We start from the raw sequence: 16,551 nt of genomic DNA, 5'->3' as shown, positions 1-16,551 counted from the left end.
CAAGGAGGCTGCCGTGGCCGCAGCTCGTTTCAGGATGTCCAGGCGTGGAGTGGGGCAGCTCCTTCGCAGCGACCTGGTGCTCGCCGAGATGGTCCGCCGCGCCGAGGTCATCAAGGGCGTCGCGGAGGCTATCGCGCCTGTCGGCGGCCCAGAGGATCCGCACCGCGGCTTGTACAAGGACTCCTTCTTCGTGCAGCCGCTACGCCGCGGCGGCCGGCGACGGGACAGGGCAGTCGCGGTCGTGGGCAACACGGCCCCCTACGGGGCGCATGTCGAGTACGGCACCGAGCGTGTGCGCGCCCACCACGTCCTTCTGCGCGCCGCTCAGGCAGGCGGCCGCTGATGGCGGCGGTCGGCAGCGTCGATGTCGAGCTGGAGCTGATCCAGTGGCTTCAGGCCCGAACCGGGCCGTCTGTCGTCGTCCGCGACGAGGTCGACAACCGTCTCCTCAGCGAACTCCCCACGATTCAGGTCCAGCGGCTGCCCGCCGGAGGCGACGACGGCATCCGGCTCGACAGGGCCTTGGTCGACGTCGACGTCTACCACTCGACTCGGGCCGCGGCCATCGCCCTGGCCGCCCAGGTCCGGGGCTGGCTGCTCACAGACCTGCCAGGCAGCGTCACCGCTACTGCCGTCTTCAGCCGAGTCACCTCGTCGCCTCCGCCGGCAGTCCGGCCCTACGAGAACACGGCTCTGCGCCGAGTCGGCGCCACCTACGAGATCTACAGTCACCCGGTCTCCTGACCGGCCTGGGCCCGCGCCGGACCCGTCAGCTCCCGCCCGTGCGCGGGCTTCTTCACGTCTGGAGACGTCATGGTCAACATCACCCGCGCCGCGGACCTGCTCGAGGTCGGCGCCAACGGAGGCGGCTGGGTCGCGCCGCTCGGCACCGCCTCGCCCGGCGACCCCCAGGTCCAGCCGCTCGCCCCCTGGCTGCCGCTCGGCGCCCTGTCCGACGACGGCCTCGTCCAGGGCTTCGAGGAGGACTCCCAGTCCTTCACGCCGTGGGGCTACACCTCGCCGATCCGGACCACGATCACCAGCTCGATCCGGACGTTCTCGGTCACGGCCTGGGAGACGGGCCGGACGACGGTAAAGGGCCTCCAGTACCGCATCCCAGTCGAGGATCTGGAGCCTGCGTCGGGCCTGACGACGTTCGCCGAGACGGCGTCGCCGGTACCGGACCGCAGGGCTTTCTGGTTCGTCGTGCTGGACGGCGACCTGCAGCTCGGGTTCTACGTCCCGCAGGGGGAGATCACCGAGCGGTCGGACGTCACTCATAAGCAGGACGAGGTCGCCGGCTTCCAGTGGACGATCACGGCCTACCCCGACGAGTCCGGGAACACCGTCTATCACGCCGACCGCGTCCCGGCGACCCCCGCCTACACGGGGTCCTGATCGGGTGGGCGGGTCGTCACCGTCGGCGCGGGCCCGGCCCGCCCACCTGTACTTCTGCCCGCGCCAACAACACAGGAGGTCCGCGCCATGGCCGCAAACAGTCGTACCACGTCCCCCCGCACAGCTACGTCGACACCCCGTCGAGCCGCGGCTCCGAAGTCCTACGAGGAAGCGACCGCCGCAGAGGCGCAGGAGGTTGAGGCTGCCGGCCACTACGTCTCTGCCGAGCTCTGCGGCGTCCTGCTCGAGCTGGTCCCTGCAAGCGCCTGGCGGCACTCGACGATGAGAAAGCTGCGCCAGGGGTTCTTCGACGAGTTCATGGAGGACGTGCTCAGCCCTGAGTCGTTCGACCTGTACGTCGAGGTCGACCCGACCAACGACGAGTTCAACGACTTCATGGACAGGGTGAATGCCATCGGCGAACCGGTGGGAAAGTCCAGTGGACCCAGGCCCTCGCCGAGGAACACGCGGAGGCGGTAGAGGCCGATCTATGGCGCTACTACCGCCGTGATCTTCTAGATGTTCATCGTGGGCGCATGACTTGGCGGCAGCTGCGGGTGCTCATCCAGCACCTGCCGCCCGAGTCGTCGACGATGACCGCGCTCCGCAACGCCCTCACGCCGGAGGAGATCGAGGTCCAGGCGGAGGAGGGCGAGCCGGAGAAGGGGCGCTGGTCGCAGGATCAGCAGCTGCTTGCCTCATGCTATGACGCACTCCGGCGGATCGAACACGTCCTGATCTGTGTGAACACAGAGAAGAAGGCGGCGTGGCCGCCTCGCCCCGAGCCCATGCGGCGCCCCGGTGCCGCTCCGAAGAAGGCCAAGAAATCGGGGCTCTCGCAGTCCAACGCGGACCGCCTCTTCTCGCTCATTAACGGAGGCGCGGCCTGACGCGCGGAGGCGCGGTCTGACGCGCGGAGGGGAGGCCTTCCGATGGCGATCCAGGTCGGCTCTGTCGAAGTCGATGTCGTCCCGAACACCCGCGGCATCTACACCCAGCTGCGGGCAGCTCTTGTGCCCGCAGCGACCCGCGCTGGGGAGGACGCCGGCACTGCGGCGGGGCGAAGCTTCGGTCCGGCCATGCAGCGGCAGGTCGGGGACGTCGGCCTGCGGATCGGGGAGGAGATCGGGCAGCAGATCGCGACCCGCCTCACCGCGTCTCTGCGGGACTCAGTCCGTGACGGAGTCAACCAAGCGGGCCGTACCGCCCGGCCTGCCGCCACCCGTCAGGGCGACGAGACCGCCGGCGCCTTTTCCAGGGCCCTTAGGACTCACCTAGAAGCCGCTTTCAGGTCGCTTCCGCGGCTCACGATCGACGCGGATACGTCCGAGGCGGACTCTGACCTTCAAGCGCTGCGTTTCCGCATGGAGACGCTGGCCGACCAGCGCATCGGCATCGACATCGAGGCCACCGATGCGCGGGCCGAGATCCGTCTCATCGAGGCGGAGCTGACCCGGCTCGGCGCCAGCCACCCGAACGTCCAGGTCCGGGCGGACACGGCGAGGGCGCTGGCCGAGCTCGGCGCCGTGCATGCGGCCATCGACGCCGTCGACGGGAAGCGGGCCCGCATCGACGTCGACACGGCCGGCGCCACGTCTGCGGTCCTCCACCTTGCTGTGGCGATAGGCGGCCTGGCCGCGATTCCCGCGATTCCCGTTATCGCTGCAGGGATCGGAGCGATCGCTTCGGCGGCCGTGGCCGCGACTGTCGGCGTGGGCGCCCTCGCGGCCGTGGCAGTGCCCGCGATCATCGGTATCGCGGGCGCGCTGCAGGCCCAGAAGGCCGCTCAGGATGCTGCCACCACGTCCTCACTGCGCGGCGCGCAGACGTCCTCCCGCGGGGCGTCGTCTGCCCTGCAGTTGGCAGGGGCCCAGCAGGCTCTCGCCACCGCTCACCGCAACGCCGCCCGTCAGATCCGTCAGGCCGAGGAATCGGTATCCGACGCCGTCCGGTCGGCCGCCGACGCCAACACCCGTGCAGTGCAGGAAGTAGCTCAGGCCCGGCAGGCTCTCGCCGATGCGGTGCAGCAGGCCGCCGACCGCCAGTTGGACGCCGCGGAGCGGGTCGCTCGGGCCGAGGAGTCCCTGGCGGACTCTCAGCGCTCCGCCCGTCAGGCGCAGCTGGACCTCACCCAGGCCCGCAAGGACGCCGCTCTGGAGCTGGCGGAGCTGGGCGACCGGCTCACGAACGCTCAGCTGTCCGAGCAGGACGCGGTGCTGTCCGTGCAGGAGGCCCAGGCGCGGCTGCGCGCTGCGACCGCGAAGGGGTCCAAGGCGACCCTTCTCGAGCAACAGCGGGCTCAGCTGGCCTACGACCAGGCCGTACAGCGACTGAAAGAACAGCGGGCGGAGACGAAGCGCCTCACGGCCGAGAAGGCGGCCGCCGACAAGGCCGGCGTCGAGGGCTCGGAGGCGGTCAAGTCCGCTCAGGAACAGATCGCGGAAGCCGAGAGCGCTGTCACCGAGCAGCAGAAGGCCCTCGGTGACGCCCGCAAGGATGCCGCCCGCCAGCAGGTCCAGTCCCAGCGCGATATCGCTGAGGCCCAGGAGAAGGTTGCCGAGTCCCAGCGCAACGTGATCCGTGTCCAGGAGGACGGCGCCCGGTCGGTTGCCCGGGCCCAGGAGAGCCTGGCCGCCGCACAGCAGTCCGCAGCCGACTCCATCGCTTCCGCGCAGCGTCAGATCGCCTCCGCCCAGCAGTCGGCAGCAGCCGCCGCGGCCGGGGGGATAGATCAGGCTGCCATTGCACAGGCCAAGTACGAGCAGTCCCTGGCGAAGCTCACCCCTGCGGCGCGGGCGACGTTCGACGCCTTCACTTCACTGCGTTCGGCTTTCACGGCATGGTCGGAGTCGCTCCAGCCTGCCGTAATGCCGATCTTCACCCGGGCGCTGAATGGCCTCAAGAACTCGCTTCCCGGGCTGACCCCGTTCGTCCTGGCTGCCGCGGAGGCGATCGGACGACTGCAGGACCGGGTTTCCCGCGGCTTCAAGTCGCCGTGGTGGAAGCAGTTCAAGGCGGAGCTGGCCGGGTCGGTGGGGCCGGCCACAGAGGGCCTGGGTGTGTCGTTCGGCCGCATCTTCAAGGGCATGGCCGGCATCATCGACGCGTTCCTGCCGCACATGCAGTCGATCAGTGACCGCATGCAGGCCATCACAGGCCGGTTCGCGGCCTGGGGCACGAGCCTGAAGGGAAGCGACAAGTTCGAGCGCTTCCTGTCCTACTCGGCCCAGCAGGCGCCGATCATCGCGGGCGCGTTCGGTGCCATCGGCAGCGCCTTGTACGAGATCGCGAGGGCAGCATCCCCGCTGTCCGGGCCGATTCTCAAGGCGCTGGGAGCCGTGGCGTCTGCTCTCGCGAGCATCGCCGAGACGCTGCCGTGGCTGATCCAGCTGATGTACGCGGCGTGGGTCGTGACGAAGCTGTGGACGTTGGCGATGATCGCGTTCAACCTGGTGATGGCCGCCAACCCGATCACGCTGATCATCCTCGGGATCATCGCCCTGGTCGCAGCCGTCGTCTACGCCTACAAGAACTTCGACTGGTTCCGGAACACGGTCCAGGCGGTGTGGAAGGGCATCCAGGTCGCGGCCCAGTGGGCGTGGGAGAACGTCCTCAAGCCCGTCTTCGAGGGCCTCGTGACCGCATTCAAGGCGGTCGCGGAGGCCGCGGTATGGCTGTGGGAGACCATTCTCAAGCCGGTGTTCGGGTTCATCGCGGACGCGGCTGCGGTCCTGTTCACGGCCATTCTCACGATCCTGATCGCACCTCTGGTCCTCGCTTTCAAGGCGCTGGCCGCGGTCGCCGAGTGGCTGTGGGAGAAGGTCTTCAAGCCCACGTTCGAGGGCATCGCACGCGACGCCACGTGGCTGTGGAAGAACATCCTGTCGCCGATCTTCACCGCGATTGGCGCGGCCGCAAAGTGGTTGTGGGAGAACGGCGTCCGGCCGGCCTTTGAGAACTTGAAGAAGGGCTTTCGGCAGCTCGGCGACGCAGCGAAGTGGGTGTGGGACAGCATCCTCAAGCCGGTCTTCAGCTGGATTGGCGACAAGGCCGGCTGGCTGTGGCAGAAGGCCCTGAAACCCGCCTTCGCCAACATCAAGACGGGCATCGAGGCCGTCGGGAAGAGCTTCGACTCCACCCGCGGCTTCATCGACCGGGCCTGGTCGAAGGTCGCCGACATCGCGAAGAAGCCGGTGCGCTTCATCATCGACAAGGTCTACAACGCGGGCATCGTGCCGACGTGGAACATGATCGCCAAGGCGTTCGGCGCCCCCGAGATCGAGAGGATGGAGACCAAGGGCTGGGCCCGCGGCGGCATTTTGCCGGGCCAGTCGTCGTTCCGGCAGGGCGACGACCAGCTCGTCCCCATGCGCCGCGGCGAAGGCGTCTACGTCTCCGAAGCCATGCGCGACCCCTACGAGCGGGCCCGCCTGCATGCCGTGAACCGGGCAGCTATGGCCGGGAAGCCGCTGGACCAGTACCAGGGGTTCGCGAAGGGCGGCATCTTCGACTGGGTGGGCAGCGCCTCGTCCAAGGTGGTCGACCTGGCCCAGGCAGGGGCGTCGTGGCTTAAGGACGGCGTGAAGGCCTCCGCGACGGCAGGCCTGAACGCCGTAGTGGAACCGCTGATCAAGCGGATCTCCGGCTCGGCGTCGCTGTACCGCGACATGGTGACCGGCATCCCCCGCAAGATCGTGAAGACGATCCTGGGGTTCTCTGGGGAAGCCGACAAGCGGCTCGGACAGGTCGGCATCGGTGGCGGCGGCTTCGCCCGAGGTCTGGCCTGGGCGCGAACGCAGGCCGGCCTGCCCTACCAGTGGGGCGGCAACGGCAACCCGAGCTGGGACTGCTCGGGTCTCGTGTCCGCCGTCGAGTCCGTGATCCGCGGCCAGGACCCTCACCGCAGGTGGGCTACAGGCTCCTTCTCGGGCAAGACCGCCCCGCCCGGATGGGTCCTCAACGGCCGCAGCCCCTACCGCATCGGCATCACGAACGCAGGCGTCGGCCACACCGCTGGAACCATCAACGGCGTCAACGTCGAGTCTCGCGGCGGCGACGGAGTGGTGATCGGGAAGGGGGCCCGCGCCTGGAACGACAAGCTCTTCACGCACCACTACGCCTACCAGGGAACATACGACAGCGGCGGCTACCTCCAGCCCGGCCTCAACCTGGCCTACAACGGCACCGGCCGGCCCGAGCCCGTCTTCACCACGGCACAGGCCAACGCCCTCACCCGGGTGGCGAACCAGGGATCGGGCGGACTGCAGCCAGGCGACGCGCTCGCCCTCGTCGTCGACGGTCGCGAGTTCGCCGCCTACGTCGATGACCGGGCGAACCTGCAGGTGTCGAACACGCTGAGGCCTGCGATCGATGCGGCACGAGCAGGCAGAAGGGGGTAGGGCATGGCGATCCCCGGCAACATGCTCAGCGAGTCGACGTCGTCGATGGACCCGGCGATCACCGGCTGGACTCCGAAGCAAAACTGCACACTCCTCATGGGCACGGGCGGCCGGGTTGGCGACGGCTGCCTGACCATGAAGTCGGTGGCGGCCGGCGAGATGCAGTCCCGGACGCTGGCGTTCTACCTGGTGAACGAGGGCACCGACTATCAGGTGTTCGCGGACGCGGCAGGCGGCACAGTCCCGGAGCGGATCGGGATCCGGTGGCTGACGTCGGGGCATGCGGAGATCAGCATCAGCTGGTCGCTGACGACATCGTCGGCGTCGGCGTCGTGGCACCGCATCGGGGTCACAGCCACGGCTCCTGCTACGGCAGCCCGGGCGCAGGTCGTCTTCTCGTCGACGCCCGCGGCCGGCGCCGTGTCCTCCTACCTGGAGAACGTGTATCTCGGCCTGCCAGTCCGCACGGTGGGCAATCTGCTGACGCATGGTGCGGAGAGCCACGAGCAGGCGTCGAACTGGCCGTATGTCGCCGTCTCCAACTGCTCGATCGCCCGGGCGGTCCCGCCGGTCTCCTGGCCCACGATCAACTATGTGGGCGGCGGGACGGTCGCCGCGATGACGGTCACCGCGAACGGTGACGCCAGCTTCCGGTGCACCGAGCAGCCGACGGTCACGCCCGGCCAGGAGTACATGGCCACCTCGCACCTCAACCCGCCGACTTCCGGGTCGACGGCGTGGCTGGAGCTCCGCTTCTACGATGCGGCGCACTCCCAGATCCAGGCGACCCGGGCGAATCTGGCGGCGCCCGGCACGAACTACTACATGCAGTCCGTCTCCGCTGTGGCGCCACCCACAGCCGTCTACGCGTCGGTCGCGTTCGGTCTGACGGGCGCCACGGCGGGCCAGGTGCTGCGGACCGACACGTCGGCCATCACCATCGCCCCCGTCCTGGTGACGGGCTCTGTCATCCCCTACTCCGACACGTCTTTCGAGGCGGGAGTGGGAACGTGGACGGTCGTCTCCGGGGTGGCCACGCTGGCCCGTACTTCGCCGTGGGCGCCGTCGATCGACGCTTTCTACGCGATGACGGTCACGTCGGCTACGGCGACGTCGTCGGTGATCCGGTCGGGCCGGTATCCGCTGCCGGCGGGGGAGGATTCGTTCCGGTCCTCGATGCACGTGACGGTCACCGCGGGCGGGTGGACTCTGACGCGCGGCCTGCGCTGGTACGACGCGGCGAACGTCAGCCTCGGCGTGACGTCGGTGCCGGCCAGCCCGGCACCCACTCCGGGCTGGTGGAACCTCATCGACGACCATGTCCGGCCGGCGGGGGCCACGCAGGTGGCCTTCGAGTGGACTGTCGCCGCGACGGCGCCCGCGTCGGTGATGCGGCTCGATGTCGGGGCGATCTGGGCGGCCCTGCCGACGGGCGAGGTCGAACCGGACGACTCCACCGGCAGCTCCCGCATCACGTTCCGGGAGCTGACTCTCGGGGATGCCCTCACCTTGTGGCGGGTCACCCCGGACGGCCGCCGGACCCTGGTCCGCGGATCGTCGGGCCTGATCTCCGGTGTGGCGGTCACCTCCACCACGGTGGTGGTCGAGGACTATGAGGCGCCTCTCGGCGTGCCGGTCTACTACTACATGGAGGCTCTCGCCCCAGGCGCCACCCTGGCAGCGAACCGCACGTCGAGCACGGTCACGATCAGCCTCGCCGACAGCAATGAATGCTGGCTGAAGGACCCGGGCAATCCGCAGCGGAACCTGCGTCTCCTGGTCAAGGCAGGCCCGAGCTGGCAGCGCCCGATCGCACAGACCGAGTACCGCGTCCGGGGCCGCCGCAACTCGGTGGTGCTGTCGGATGTACGCGGCGGACTGGAGGGCAACCTCGCGGTCTGGACGCGGACCGACGAGGAACGCGAAGCCCTGCACTGGCTGCTCGACTCCGGGACCGTGCTGCTCTGGCAGGCGATGCCCGGCATGGGCGTCTCCGACATGTACGTCAACGTCGCCCAGATCGACGAAGCGCGGGTCACGCCCTACGCCCCGGAGCCGTGGCGGGAGTGGCAGCTGCCGCTGCGGGAGGCCGACATGCCGACCACGGTCGGCGTCGCCGGGTCTGCGGGCCGCACCTGGCAGGACTTCCTTACAGAGAACGGCTCGTGGGCCGACGGTCTGGCTCGGTATGCCACGTGGGAGGACGTCTACCTCAACCGGCCGATCGGAGAGTGACGTGTATCCGGTTTCCGATCGGTTCCTGGCCACCCTTGCCGAGGACCACGTGCCCGTGACCGAGGTCGTCCTCCTGCGCACCGACGGCAGCGCCGACCGTCTCGACCATGAGGGCGGGTCGGTCACGGTCGACCAGCGGTCGGTGTGCCGTCGCACCTGCACGGTCAGCGCCCTTGACCTGAACCTGATCCCGCGCAGCCCGCTGGACGAGATCCTGACCAACGGGGCCCGGCTGCGGATCAGCCGCGGCGTGCGCTACTCCGACGGCTCGCCCGAACTCGTGCCGCTCGGTGTCTTCCGCATCGACGAGGTCGAGGGAGATGTCGACATCGGGCCGGTGTCCCTGGGCGGCAAGAGCCTGGAATGCGTCGTCTCCGACGACAAGTTCATCGCACCCTACCGGGCGACGGGGACTGCGGTGGCCGCGATCTCCGCGCTCGTGCTGCGGAGCATCCCGGACGCCGCCGTCGTCAGCACGGTCGTCGACGCGGCGATCGGGGCCCGCACGTGGGATGTCGGCGACGACCCGTGGGTTGCCGCACAGGAGATCGCAGCTGTTCTGGGCGCCCAGGTGTACTGCGACGCAGACGGTCAGTTCGTGATCCAGGAGTTCCCCGACATCACCACCGCCACCCCGGTGTGGACGGTCGCCGGCGGGGAGGGCGGCGTGTACATCTCGGCGGTCCGCGGCACCTCCGCCGACGGCGTCTTCAACGCGGTCCACGCCCGCGGCGAATCCACCGAGACCGGCGCCGCCCCCGTGTCGGCGCTCGTCACCGATTCCGACCCCACCTCAAGCACCTACTGGGGAGGCCCGTTCGGCAGGCGGCCCACATTCCACTCCTCTACGACCCTTCTCACGACCGGCGCCTGCACCCAGGCGGCCACCGTGCTGCTGCGGTCCGCGAAGGCGCCGAACGCGCGAGCCGATCTGTCCACCCTGCCGAACCCTGCCCTGGCTCCGGGCGATGTCCTCCGCGTGGTCTATCCGGACGGGACACGGGAGCTGCACCAGGTCTCCTCCTTCACGGTGCCCCTCACTGCCGGCGGGGCTTTCACGGTGCAGACGGTCTCCGCTAAGGAGGGCTCATGACGTCGCTCGGGGTCAGTCTCGTTGAGGCGCTGACGGCGGAGAGCAAGCGGGCCGCGGCAGCGGACCCGGGCATCCGGGGTGCGGACTGGCGCCATGCGGTCGTCGCCACGGTCGGCTCGGATGGCACCGTCACAACGACCGACGGAATCGTCGCCCGCCGCATGGAACCCTACGTGGGCGCCAAGGCGGGGGACGTCGTCGTCATCACCGTCTCGCAGGCCGGCGGCTGGGCGTGCTGGGGCCGGTTCGCCTCCGGGTCCGGTTCTGCATGGACCGCCTACACGCCGACCTACGCCGCATCGGGTGGCGGCGCCGCGCTCGGCAACGGCCTGATCGACGCCGAGTACACCCTCAACGGCGACGAATGCCACACCCGGATCTCCTTTGTCGCTGGCAGCACGACGACGTTCGGGTCGGGCGGCCTGCGCTGGGGCCTGCCGTTCACGGCCGCCGCCCTGCCGAACTCGAACATGTTCTGGGCCGGTTCGGCAATGTGCAGTGACGCCGGCCTCGCCTACTACTCGGGCATCTGCCGCATCAACGGCGGTGGCACCTACCTGGTCGGCATCAGTCCGACCACGGCCACCGGCAGCGCGGCCACCGAGTGGCGTGCCACCACGCCCTTCACCTGGGCCAACGGCGACTACGCCTCCTTCGGCTTCACCTACAAGATCGCCTGACGGGAGTACTCCATGCCCACATCGGACCCGTATGGGCAGTCCATCAGCGTCGCCGCTCTCACAGACGCCCCGAACGCCCAGTCACTGGCCGCCGGAATCGTCGACGCGGTCGCCCCGCGGACCGTCATGCGGTTCACGTCAGCCACCTCAAGGACCGCCACGCTCACCGGCGCCTCCGCCCCCGTGCCCGGCATGATCACCTACCTCGCCACCGAGGACCGGTACGAAGCCCGGATGGGCGACGGGACATGGCGCACGATCAGCTCGGGCGCCTGGATTCCGATCACGTTCGCCGCGGGCTACGTCGCCAAGGGCGGCAGCCCGGCCTACCGCATCCTCGGCGACGCCGTCGAACTCCGCGGCACCTTCGAACGCTCGACCGCAGCCCCCTTCACGAAGGCCACCGCCCTCACCATCGCAACGCTGCCGTCCGGCGCCCGCCCGGCGGCCTCGCGGTACTTCATCACGGCGACCGAGTGGGCGGCCGACATGTACGCGCGCATGGAGATCAACGCGGCAGGCAGCGTGATCATCACGATCCCGCCGTCCACCCCGACCGGCGCGTCATGGGCGGCCCTCGACAACGTCTCCTACTCGCTCACCACCTGACCAGGAGGTCACCCATGATCCAATTCCCCGGTCTCGACCCCGACGGCGTCGTCTACAAGGTCAACCTGTGGTCCGAGCTCACTGGCGGCGTGCCCGTTGTCATCGGCGTCCCGACCCGCGGCGACATCGACGCCGAAGCCGTCGTCGAGGAAGTCGGCGCCTTCGCGCGGGCCCTGTCCACGCGGCTCGGTACCGACATCACGAGCATCATCCGGCACGAGTCCGTGAGCAGCGAGGTGCCCGTCACCGGCCCGCCCGCCTAGCCAACCCTCACCCCGTCCGCCCCGTGCCGTCTGGCCGGGGCTTTCGTCATCTCTGGAGGCGTGCATGAAGCTCGTCACCCGGGCCGCGCTCGGCTGGCCGCCGTCCGCCGCCCCCCAGCAGTCCAGCACCAACGGCGTGAAAGTCCACTACGAGGGGACGCCGGTCAGCACGCGGCTCCTCACCGACCACGACGCCTGCCTCGAAGAGTGGAAGGCGATCCGCGCCAGCCACCTCGCCAACAAGGTCGAGAACTACTCGGACGTCGCCTACAACTACGCCGCCTGCCCCCACGGCTACCTCCTGGAAGGCCGCGGCATTGGCCGCCGCACCGGCGCCAACGGCAACCAGGAGCTGAACCGCGGCCACTACGCGATCGTCGGGCTCGTCGGCTCGTCCGGGCTGACCGATCCGCCCGACGCGATGCTGCACGCGATCCGCGACGGCATCGAACTCCTGCGCAGAAACGGTGCCGGCAGCGAGATTAAGGGCCACCGCGACGGCTTCGCCACAGCCTGCCCGGGCGGCCCCCTCTACGCATGGGTGCAGCGCGGCGCACCCCGCCCCGGAACCACCCCGACACCCAGTCCCGAGGAGGACGACATGACGCCCGAGCAGGCCAAGCAGCTCAAGGAGATCCGCAACCTCGTGCAGTTCGGCACCTGGGGCTACAAGGGCAAGGGCAAGACGGACGCCTGGGCCATCCTCAACGGGCTCGCCACCCAGGTCGCCGCCCAGACCGCGGCCATCAAGGCCCTCGCCTCGCAGCTCGGCGACGACGTCGACACGGCCGCGGTCGTCGCCGCCGTCGAGAAGGCCATCAAGGACGCCGTTGTCACGGTGTCCGTCGACGTGACCGGCCCCACCAACTCCTGACCCGATCGGACCCATCATGAGAATCTTCGGACGTGAACCGGCTCTGCTCCTCGGCTTCGTGGCCGCGGCGCTCAAGCTCCTGACTGCCTTCGGGCTCGACGTCTCCGCCACCCAGCAGGCGCTCATCAACGCCGTCCTCGCCGCGGTGGTCGGCGTGTGGATCGCGATCGTCGCCCGCGACGGCGCTCTCGGTGCCGCGATCATGCAGCTGGCGCAGGCCGGCATGGCGCTCTTCGTCGGCTTCGGCCTGGACTGGACGGCGGAGAAGCAGGGCATGGTCATGGCCGCGGTCGCCGCGTTCCTCGCTCTGTGGGAACGGACTCAGGTCACGCCTCCGGTCGCTGTCACTCGCCTCGAGCAGTCCAGCCCCGTGAAGGCGGCCGGGCCGGCTGGGGTGTAGGTGCCGCGCCGCGTTGCCCGGCGGCTGTCCCGGATCCTCGGCCGCCGCGGAGCTTTCCTAGCCAGCTTCGGCATGCTGTGGGCGCTGTACGGATTCGGGCAGCTCGTCGAGCCTCTGCCGGACACCCGCGGCATCCGGCTGCTGCTCAATCTGATGCCTCTCGACGCCTGGGCCTGCTGCTGGATCGTGTCCGGCCTGCTCGCTGCGGCGTCGTCAGCGCTACCGGAGGGGCGGGACTGGATCGGTTTCCCTGCCCTGCTGGTGATCGTCGTCCCCTGGATGCTCTCGTACCTCGTGTCGTGGTGGCCTCTCGGAGACAACGCAAGGGGGTGGGTGACGGCACTGATCTGGGCGGTAGCCACAGTGCCGGTGATCGTGGTGGCCGGGTGGAGAGAACCCCCGCGCCCCAAGAAACTGGAGTGAGCCCGTGAGCGTCGAGATGTGGACCGCAGTGTCCAGCGGCGTGGTGGGGGTGGCGTCGGCCGGCGCGGCCGTGTGGACCGGCCGGGCAGCCCGCCGGACCCGGCGGGATCACCGGCGTGACGACTTCACAGTCGTCACGGACGCCATGCGAAAGGAGATCGGCCGGCAGGCCGGGCGGCTCGACGAACTCGAGGCGGCCGCAGAGGTGCAAGAGAAGCGTCTCGAGGGTGCAGGCGTGGCCATCAGCTACCTCATCGGCCGAGTACGTGGGCTCACCGACTGGGTCCGGGCCGCGGGACTGGAGCCGCCGGTCGCGCCGCCGATCCCGGAGAGGGCCCGCGAGTTCATCCACCACGACGTGTGAACTGGATTGCTATGAGCGAACCACTGTCCGAGCGGCGGGTCTTCCTGCGGGTCGACGAGACAGGCGGCGACGTGGCCGCCCTGGTCGACCTGGGCGTACTCGAACCGCAGCCCGAACCCCCGCCGGACGAGCCGGCACCCGAACCGATCCCTGAGGAATGACAGAGCCCCCGCCGCATCACGCGGCGGGGGCCTTCTGCTGTGCTGCGGGTGCTGGCACGCCGCCCAGTAGATTGTCGACAGTGCCAGTTATCCAGCGTCTGAGGCTAGGAGCTAGCTGTGGGCCACACCATCACGTTCGCAGGACCGACACGAGCCGTGGCGGCACTGTGTAATGCCTTCGAGTTCGGCGTCAGCGCGGAACGTCCAGGCGTCATCGATACGGTGCACGCTGCGACGTGGCGCATGGCAGGCCTCATTGAGCAACTCCACGCGCTCCATGCCGATCAGGCCAAGCAGCTTCAGCGCAGGGCGTTCGAAGGGTAACCCTCTGAATGACGACCAACCGGCAAGCACTCACGCCGCCTGGTACTGGTGCGCTCGCCCGCCCCGCCATTCCACCCACTGCGGGTCGTCCAGGATCCGCTCCCCGTCAGGCAGACCGGCCCGGCGCAGGAACTCGATGAGGTCGTGGTCGTCGTAGGCCAGACCGAGGATCTCGCCGCCGGCGGTGACGCGGCGGCCGCCGGTTGGGCTGGGCCGGTGGACGACTATCGGGGCACTCATCCCTCCAGAATGCGACGTCCCGCCTACTCCAGCACGCCGAGCTCCGAGTCGGGCCGGCAGATCTCGCAGGCACGGATGCCGCCGGAGGTGATGGCCTGCCGGGCCTGCTCTTGGTCGAGCGGTTTCGTGTGGTGGCTGGCCATGCGGCAGTCGCCGAGGTGCACCGAGTCCGCGGTCGCCTTGCCGCCGACGCGCAGGTAGGAGAGGACGAACGCCGGGCCGTCGGGGATCGGCCGGCGGGCGGCGCGTTCCCGCACCCGGGCGAGTTCGGCTTCGATCCAGCGTTCGGTCTGGGCGACGTGGCTGAGCTGCACGCGGTAGAGGAAGCGCAACTTCTCCAGCTCGGGCGACGTCAGCTCATCGGACATGCGTTCGATTCTAGTCCTGCGGAACGCGCCCGGCTGTCAGCGGCTGCTCGTACAGTGAGGCCCATGGACGACCTGATCGCGTTCCTCCGCGCCCGCCTCGACGAGGACACTCGAGGACTAGGCGACGCCCAGAGCATCAGCGGTATGCGGTGGGTGGTGGGCACCATGCAGGGCACGACCGTGTTGATGTCCGCCTCCCGATTCCGAGCCGAGCTGGACGCCAAGCGCCAGATCATCGCACTGTGCGAACCGCCACTTGTCGACGTCAGGGGCCTGGGCGACAACGAGCCGCGGTTCATTCCCGGTGAGGGCGCTCCGTGGGGCATCGATGTTCTGCGGGTACTTGCGCTCGCATACGCTGGCCACCCTGACTATCAGGACGCGTGGCGGCCGTAGCCGTAGCTAGTCGGCGGCCCCCCGCACCTGCTTCTTGAGCGCCATCTCCACGTCGTACCGGGACTGCCTGGTCGCCTGAGCGTGAGCCGTGACCGCGGCCTGTACCGCGATCGCGGTGTCCGCGGTCAGTTCCTTCGCCTGGATCTCGGCCCATGCGGCCTGCTCCAGCTTGATCAGTTCGTCAGAGAGTTCGATCGCCACGAGGCGGATCCTAAGCTGCAAGCTCCTGCTCGGCACGCATCGCCTCGGCCCAAGCGACGACGAGCCGGGCGTACTCCCCACGGCGCTCGGCCGGCAGCGCCCCGTCGACCCACAGCGCGCGGATCTCCGCGTTGATGGCCGCGGCACTGGGCTGGGCCGGCGACTGCTCGGGCATCGTCATGGGTGCAAGCCTACGAGGCGGGACTGACAAGGCGGGCCCTGCGGGGCGAGAAAGATGTACCCGGACACTGTTGCCGGACGGCATCACTCCGGCATGATCCCCGCTAAGGTCCGTCGCCCTGGACGCGCCTGGCTGTGACGCGCGGCATCAGCTCCGCGAGCGTCACGTTCAGCGCATCGGCGACCCGGAGGAGGTGGCTGAACCGCACGTCGTTGTGGCCGCCCTCGAGCCGCTGAACGGATGACCTGTCGATCTCGGCCCGGTGAGCGAGTTCCTCTTGTGTGAGGTTGGCGTAGACCCGGGCGCCACGAACGTTCTCGCCGAGCGCCCGTTGGGCGTGGGCGATCCATTCGGGCTGGTCGGCGGGCACGCGTCCAAGCTCGACTGGTCATGATCATTTGTCAGCAGCTACTTTGCCGCTTTTGATGATCATGATTCAACTGCGGCCGAAAGGGTATGACCGGAATCGATCGGTCCTAGCCCTGTGGTCTGGCCCATGCCGCAGGGCTAGAGGTATCTTCTCGAATAGAACACACGTTCACTCGAAAGGATGAACCACCAGGTGACAAGCCTCTCCGTTGGTCATAAGGGAGGGCAGGCTGGATGGCTGCTCCCTCCATGCACTAGTGCGGCCACAGGTCGCCACTCGGCCACGGCAACGGAGACCGGCATGACACCTGACGCGATCCTCGCCCTCTACGAGTGGACGATCGGAGGATGCTTCCGGTGCGGCCAGGCGGATCTGTTCGTGACCCACGTCGATGAGATCGTCACCCCGAGCGGTTGCGGGACGAGCTGCGGCGGCTCTACGCGATCGACGGGGTGAGCGGGACGCGGGCGACGGTGGTACGGGAGACCTTCTTCGAGCGCCCGGTCGCCCCGGAGATCGGCGGGACGCCGGGGCAGTCGTCCTGACCGGGGCGGCGTCGCGCACGACGGAGC

The 16,551-nt window shown here is 69.2% G+C and carries 23 protein-coding genes and 1 pseudogene; 19 read left to right on the top strand and 5 right to left on the bottom strand.

Annotated features, from left to right (window positions below; translation table 11 throughout):
- Positions 1–13 precede the first annotated feature (13 nt).
- The 17 genes from EAO70_RS05835 (at position 14) to EAO70_RS05760 (ending at position 14,223) form a co-directional block, all read left to right on the top strand.
- Positions 14–343 carry an HK97 gp10 family phage protein gene (locus EAO70_RS05835; RefSeq protein WP_148001939.1) on the top strand — a complete coding sequence of 110 codons (330 nt, stop codon included), beginning with the start codon at positions 14–16 and terminating at the stop codon, positions 341–343.
- Positions 343–744, top strand: a complete 402-nt coding sequence (locus EAO70_RS05830; protein WP_148001938.1) for a hypothetical protein — start codon at positions 343–345, stop codon at positions 742–744. The genes EAO70_RS05835 and EAO70_RS05830 overlap by 1 nt, the downstream gene beginning before the upstream one ends.
- Positions 745–813: 69 nt before the next feature.
- The gene (locus EAO70_RS05825; RefSeq protein ID WP_148001937.1) at positions 814–1,398 is read left to right on the top strand and encodes a phage tail protein; all 585 of its coding nucleotides are present in this window, start codon (positions 814–816) and stop codon (positions 1,396–1,398) included.
- Positions 1,399–1,485: 87 nt separating this feature from the next.
- On the top strand, positions 1,486–1,878 hold the full coding sequence (locus EAO70_RS05820) for a hypothetical protein (RefSeq protein ID WP_148001936.1): 393 nt from the start codon (positions 1,486–1,488) through the stop codon (positions 1,876–1,878).
- 56 nt (positions 1,879–1,934) lie between these two features.
- Positions 1,935–2,288, top strand: a complete 354-nt coding sequence (locus tag EAO70_RS05815; protein ID WP_148001935.1) for a hypothetical protein — start codon at positions 1,935–1,937, stop codon at positions 2,286–2,288.
- Positions 2,289–2,330: 42 nt separating this feature from the next.
- Positions 2,331–6,797: a hypothetical protein gene (locus EAO70_RS05810; RefSeq protein WP_148001934.1), complete on the top strand. Its 4,467-nt coding sequence runs from the start codon at positions 2,331–2,333 to the stop codon at positions 6,795–6,797.
- Between the two features lie 3 nt (positions 6,798–6,800).
- On the top strand, positions 6,801–9,032 hold the full coding sequence (locus EAO70_RS05805; RefSeq protein WP_148001933.1) for a hypothetical protein: 2,232 nt from the start codon (positions 6,801–6,803) through the stop codon (positions 9,030–9,032).
- Between the two features lie 55 nt (positions 9,033–9,087).
- Complete coding sequence (locus tag EAO70_RS05800) at positions 9,088–10,125, top strand: DUF5047 domain-containing protein (protein ID WP_261992690.1); 1,038 nt, start codon at positions 9,088–9,090, stop codon at positions 10,123–10,125.
- Positions 10,122–10,805, top strand: coding sequence for a hypothetical protein (locus EAO70_RS05795; protein WP_222723443.1), 684 nt, complete (start codon positions 10,122–10,124; stop codon positions 10,803–10,805). Before EAO70_RS05800 ends, EAO70_RS05795 begins: the two co-directional genes overlap by 4 nt.
- A gap of 12 nt (positions 10,806–10,817) precedes the next feature.
- The gene (locus tag EAO70_RS05790; RefSeq protein ID WP_148001931.1) at positions 10,818–11,414 is read left to right on the top strand and encodes a hypothetical protein; all 597 of its coding nucleotides are present in this window, start codon (positions 10,818–10,820) and stop codon (positions 11,412–11,414) included.
- Positions 11,415–11,428: 14 nt separating this feature from the next.
- Positions 11,429–11,677 carry a hypothetical protein gene (locus EAO70_RS05785; RefSeq protein ID WP_148001930.1) on the top strand — a complete coding sequence of 83 codons (249 nt, stop codon included), beginning with the start codon at positions 11,429–11,431 and terminating at the stop codon, positions 11,675–11,677.
- A 64-nt stretch (positions 11,678–11,741) separates the two neighbouring features.
- The gene (locus EAO70_RS38920; protein WP_261992689.1) at positions 11,742–12,551 is read left to right on the top strand and encodes a peptidoglycan recognition family protein; all 810 of its coding nucleotides are present in this window, start codon (positions 11,742–11,744) and stop codon (positions 12,549–12,551) included.
- 16 nt (positions 12,552–12,567) lie between these two features.
- Positions 12,568–12,951: a hypothetical protein gene (locus tag EAO70_RS05775; RefSeq protein WP_148001929.1), complete on the top strand. Its 384-nt coding sequence runs from the start codon at positions 12,568–12,570 to the stop codon at positions 12,949–12,951.
- A gap of 72 nt (positions 12,952–13,023) precedes the next feature.
- Positions 13,024–13,374 (top strand): hypothetical protein, encoded by a 351-nt coding sequence (locus EAO70_RS05770; protein WP_148001928.1) that lies wholly within the window; start codon positions 13,024–13,026, stop codon positions 13,372–13,374.
- Between the two features lie 4 nt (positions 13,375–13,378).
- Positions 13,379–13,738, top strand: a complete 360-nt coding sequence (locus tag EAO70_RS05765) for a hypothetical protein (RefSeq protein ID WP_148001927.1) — start codon at positions 13,379–13,381, stop codon at positions 13,736–13,738.
- Between the two features lie 11 nt (positions 13,739–13,749).
- Positions 13,750–13,899 (top strand): hypothetical protein, encoded by a 150-nt coding sequence (locus EAO70_RS37650; RefSeq protein WP_187283747.1) that lies wholly within the window; start codon positions 13,750–13,752, stop codon positions 13,897–13,899.
- 117 nt (positions 13,900–14,016) lie between these two features.
- Positions 14,017–14,223 (top strand): hypothetical protein, encoded by a 207-nt coding sequence (locus tag EAO70_RS05760; RefSeq protein ID WP_148001926.1) that lies wholly within the window; start codon positions 14,017–14,019, stop codon positions 14,221–14,223.
- A gap of 30 nt (positions 14,224–14,253) precedes the next feature.
- On the opposite strand, the gene EAO70_RS05755 is transcribed toward EAO70_RS05760, so the two are convergent.
- On the bottom strand, positions 14,254–14,463 hold the full coding sequence (locus tag EAO70_RS05755) for a hypothetical protein (RefSeq protein WP_148001925.1): 210 nt from the start codon (positions 14,461–14,463) through the stop codon (positions 14,254–14,256).
- A 23-nt stretch (positions 14,464–14,486) separates the two neighbouring features.
- Complete coding sequence (locus tag EAO70_RS05750) at positions 14,487–14,831, bottom strand: DUF6233 domain-containing protein (RefSeq protein WP_148001924.1); 345 nt, start codon at positions 14,829–14,831, stop codon at positions 14,487–14,489.
- A gap of 63 nt (positions 14,832–14,894) precedes the next feature.
- Here EAO70_RS05750 and EAO70_RS05745 point away from each other — a divergent pair, with 63 nt between their 5' ends.
- On the top strand, positions 14,895–15,227 hold the full coding sequence (locus EAO70_RS05745) for a DUF6221 family protein (RefSeq protein WP_148001923.1): 333 nt from the start codon (positions 14,895–14,897) through the stop codon (positions 15,225–15,227).
- A 6-nt stretch (positions 15,228–15,233) separates the two neighbouring features.
- Here the strand turns inward: EAO70_RS05745 and EAO70_RS05740 are convergent, their stop codons facing one another.
- From EAO70_RS05740 to EAO70_RS05735, 3 genes are all read right to left on the bottom strand, one after another.
- Positions 15,234–15,428: a hypothetical protein gene (locus EAO70_RS05740; protein ID WP_148001922.1), complete on the bottom strand. Its 195-nt coding sequence runs from the start codon at positions 15,426–15,428 to the stop codon at positions 15,234–15,236.
- A gap of 10 nt (positions 15,429–15,438) precedes the next feature.
- Positions 15,439–15,609 carry a hypothetical protein gene (locus tag EAO70_RS37645; RefSeq protein ID WP_187283746.1) on the bottom strand — a complete coding sequence of 57 codons (171 nt, stop codon included), beginning with the start codon at positions 15,607–15,609 and terminating at the stop codon, positions 15,439–15,441.
- Between the two features lie 103 nt (positions 15,610–15,712).
- The gene (locus EAO70_RS05735; RefSeq protein ID WP_148001921.1) at positions 15,713–15,979 is read right to left on the bottom strand and encodes a helix-turn-helix domain-containing protein; all 267 of its coding nucleotides are present in this window, start codon (positions 15,977–15,979) and stop codon (positions 15,713–15,715) included.
- A gap of 407 nt (positions 15,980–16,386) precedes the next feature.
- On the opposite strand from EAO70_RS05735, the pseudogene EAO70_RS38915 reads away from it, so the two are divergent.
- Positions 16,387–16,524, top strand: a pseudogene (locus tag EAO70_RS38915) (Lrp/AsnC family transcriptional regulator); the annotation flags it as partial.
- Positions 16,525–16,551 lie beyond the last annotated feature (27 nt).

Source organism: Streptomyces sp. adm13(2018) (genome assembly GCF_008042145.1).
GTDB lineage: Bacteria > Actinomycetota > Actinomycetes > Streptomycetales > Streptomycetaceae > Streptomyces.
Note: the sequence above shows the minus strand (reverse complement) of the source record. Positions and strands in the feature narration are given on the sequence as shown.

Bases quoted from the DNA above. Each gene is read 5' to 3' on its own strand.
- EAO70_RS05830 (WP_148001938.1), top strand. From the start codon at position 343: ATGGCGGCGGTCGGCAGCGTCGATGTCGAGCTGGAGCTGATCCAGTGG.
- EAO70_RS05825 (WP_148001937.1), top strand. From the start codon at position 814: ATGGTCAACATCACCCGCGCCGCGGACCTGCTCGAGGTCGGCGCCAAC.
- EAO70_RS05820 (WP_148001936.1), top strand. From the start codon at position 1,486: ATGGCCGCAAACAGTCGTACCACGTCCCCCCGCACAGCTACGTCGACA.
- EAO70_RS05815 (WP_148001935.1), top strand. From the start codon at position 1,935: ATGACTTGGCGGCAGCTGCGGGTGCTCATCCAGCACCTGCCGCCCGAG.
- EAO70_RS05810 (WP_148001934.1), top strand. From the start codon at position 2,331: ATGGCGATCCAGGTCGGCTCTGTCGAAGTCGATGTCGTCCCGAACACC.
- EAO70_RS05805 (WP_148001933.1), top strand. From the start codon at position 6,801: ATGGCGATCCCCGGCAACATGCTCAGCGAGTCGACGTCGTCGATGGAC.
- EAO70_RS05795 (WP_222723443.1), top strand. From the start codon at position 10,122: ATGACGTCGCTCGGGGTCAGTCTCGTTGAGGCGCTGACGGCGGAGAGC.
- EAO70_RS05790 (WP_148001931.1), top strand. From the start codon at position 10,818: ATGCCCACATCGGACCCGTATGGGCAGTCCATCAGCGTCGCCGCTCTC.
- EAO70_RS05785 (WP_148001930.1), top strand. From the start codon at position 11,429: ATGATCCAATTCCCCGGTCTCGACCCCGACGGCGTCGTCTACAAGGTC.
- EAO70_RS38920 (WP_261992689.1), top strand. From the start codon at position 11,742: ATGAAGCTCGTCACCCGGGCCGCGCTCGGCTGGCCGCCGTCCGCCGCC.
- EAO70_RS05775 (WP_148001929.1), top strand. From the start codon at position 12,568: ATGAGAATCTTCGGACGTGAACCGGCTCTGCTCCTCGGCTTCGTGGCC.
- EAO70_RS05770 (WP_148001928.1), top strand. From the start codon at position 13,024: ATGCTGTGGGCGCTGTACGGATTCGGGCAGCTCGTCGAGCCTCTGCCG.
- EAO70_RS37650 (WP_187283747.1), top strand. From the start codon at position 13,750: ATGAGCGAACCACTGTCCGAGCGGCGGGTCTTCCTGCGGGTCGACGAG.
- EAO70_RS05755 (WP_148001925.1), bottom strand. From the start codon at position 14,463: ATGAGTGCCCCGATAGTCGTCCACCGGCCCAGCCCAACCGGCGGCCGC.
- EAO70_RS05750 (WP_148001924.1), bottom strand. From the start codon at position 14,831: ATGTCCGATGAGCTGACGTCGCCCGAGCTGGAGAAGTTGCGCTTCCTC.
- EAO70_RS05745 (WP_148001923.1), top strand. From the start codon at position 14,895: ATGGACGACCTGATCGCGTTCCTCCGCGCCCGCCTCGACGAGGACACT.
- EAO70_RS37645 (WP_187283746.1), bottom strand. From the start codon at position 15,609: ATGACGATGCCCGAGCAGTCGCCGGCCCAGCCCAGTGCCGCGGCCATC.